Origin of the sequence: Streptomyces glaucescens (assembly GCF_002154375.1) — a bacterium.
Classification (GTDB): Bacteria; Actinomycetota; Actinomycetes; order Streptomycetales; family Streptomycetaceae; genus Streptomyces; species Streptomyces glaucescens.
On record NZ_MUND01000737.1, the window covers coordinates 1 to 2,201 of the forward strand.

The window sequence follows — 2,201 nt, forward strand, 5'->3', positions numbered from 1 at the left end:
GCATCAGTGATCACTAATCGGACGGACACATCCGATCAACTGACCAACCCATCAAAGAGACACGCGCTAGGCCGTGTGTCGAAAGTGGATCTTGAGCTGTGAATGATCTCGGTTCATGGGTCGGGGAGATCTCACGGACGAACAGTGGGCCGTGCTGGAGCCGTTGTTGCCGAGGGGCACGAGGGCCGGGCGGCCACCCATCTGGCCTCGGCTGCAGTTGATCGACGGCATACGGTTCCGGGTCCGAACCGGTGTTCCGTGGCGGGACGTGCCCGTGAAGTACGGACCGTGGGGCCGGATCTACGACCTATTCCGCCGATGGCAGCGGAATGGCACCTGGCACCGGATCCTCACCCGTCTCCAGTCCCTGGCCGACGCGGAAGGTGCGATCACATGGGACCTGAGCGTCGACTCCACGGTGTGCCGAGCTCATCAGCAAGCGGCCAGGGCCCGCAAGCAGGATCACCTACAGAAAGAACCACCGGGTGGCGTGTTAACCGAGCCCGGCGATCACGGGCTGGGACGTTCGCGCGGCGGGTTCACCACCAAGCTGCACCTGGCTGTCGAGCACGGTCAGAAGCCCATGGCGATCGTGGTCATGGCCGGTCAGCGCGGCGACTCGCCTCAGCTCGAGCCCGTGCTGGGGAAGATCCGCGTGCCTCGCATCGGGCCGGGCCGGCCACGCCTCCGCCCCGACCGGGTGCGGGCCGACAAGGCGTACGCCTCCCGCAAGAACCGCGCCTACCTGCGCCGACGCGGGATCCGCTGCACCATCCCAGACAAGGCCGACCAGGCGCGCAACCGCCGGAAGCTCGGCTCCCGCGGCGGCCGGCCGCCGTGATTCGACCCGGCCGACTACCGCGAGCGTCACGCGGTCGCGTGCGGGATCAACCGCCTCAAGAGACATCGCGCTGTAGCCACGCGATACGACAAGCTCGCCGTCCGCTACGAGGCGACCGTCCTCGTCGCGACCATCAACGAGTGGCTGTGACCCGCGGTCTCACGCAACGGGATCCACGTTCCACGCCGCGGGCAGATCGCTCCCGCAGAAGACGCAGACGAAGTCGTCCTCACGCACGATGCTGCCTCGGCACCAGCCCGAGACCGCGGTCTCTGCTTCCTCCTCCCAGGGGCTGCGACAGCCCCGGGGCCTGAACCCAGCCTATGCATGTCCTGGCCCGTCGCCCGACTACACCGAAGCCTCGGCCCCTGCGCTAGGACCTGTCTGATAATTGATCTTGTGGTGGGTCGGGGTGAGCTGACGGATGCGGCGTGGGAGCGGATAGCGCCCCTGCTGCCTGGTATTGACGGACGTGGTCGTCCGTGGCGTGATCACCGGCAGGTGATCAACGGGGTGTTGTGGCGGTTGCGGACCGGTGCTCCGTGGCGTGACCTGCCGGAACGCTATGGGCCGTGGCAGACGGCCTATGAACGGTTCGCCCGCTGGGAGGCAGACGGAACCTGGGCCCGCCTGCTCGGGCAGGTCCAGGTCCGCGACGACTCCGTCGGGGCCGTGGAGTGGACGGTGTCGGTCGACTCCACGATCAGCCGGGCGCATCAGCACGCCGCTGGTGCCCGCAAAAAGGGGCGGCGGCGGGGGACGAACTGGAAGATCCGGCATGTCCGTCGGCTGGCCAGGCGCTGGGCCGGTCCCGCGGCGGGCTGACCACAAAGATCCATCTCGCCTGCGACGGCCGGGGCCTTCCACTGGCCGTCGTCGTCACGCCCGGCAACGTCAACGACTCCACCGTCTTCGACACGGTCATGGACGATCTGAGAGTGCCCCGGACCGGCGCGGGGCGCCCCCGCCTCAGGCCCGATGCGGTCGTCGCGGACAAGGCGTACTCGTCCCGGGCGATCCGCCAGTCCCTGCGACGCAGAGGCATCCGGGCGGTGATCCCGGAGCGGGCGGACCAGAAGGCCAACCGCCTGCGGCGAGGGAAGGCCGGCGGCAGGCCGCCGGCCTTCGACCGCGAGCTTTACAAGGCCCGCAACGTGGTCGAGCGCTGCTTCAACCGCCTCAAGCAGTTCCGCGCGATCGCCACCCGCTTCGACAAACTCGCCACCCGCTACAAGGCCGGAGTCCACCTCGCCTCACTCATCCTCTGGCTCCGCGAACCCAACCAAGATCCTTTGTCAGACAGGACCTAGGCCGTGTCCGCAAAGTCCCGTCTGCCCCGCGACACCTGGCACGCACTCTC

At 68.2% G+C, this 2,201-nt stretch carries 1 protein-coding gene and 1 pseudogene; both read left to right on the forward strand.

The genetic code is table 11. From position 1 onward, the window contains the following. The first annotated feature begins 115 nt into the window (after positions 1-115). Positions 116-991 (forward strand): annotated as a pseudogene (locus CCN42_RS36255) (IS5 family transposase). Positions 992-1,240: 249 nt separating this feature from the next. Further along, positions 1,241-2,151 (forward strand): IS5 family transposase gene (locus CCN42_RS36260; RefSeq protein ID WP_211294873.1). Its coding sequence is split into 2 segments (ribosomal slippage): positions 1,241-1,589 and positions 1,589-2,151, totalling 912 coding nucleotides; the frame shifts between segments, so codons are not numbered across the junction. The last annotated feature ends 50 nt before the right edge of the window (positions 2,152-2,201 follow it).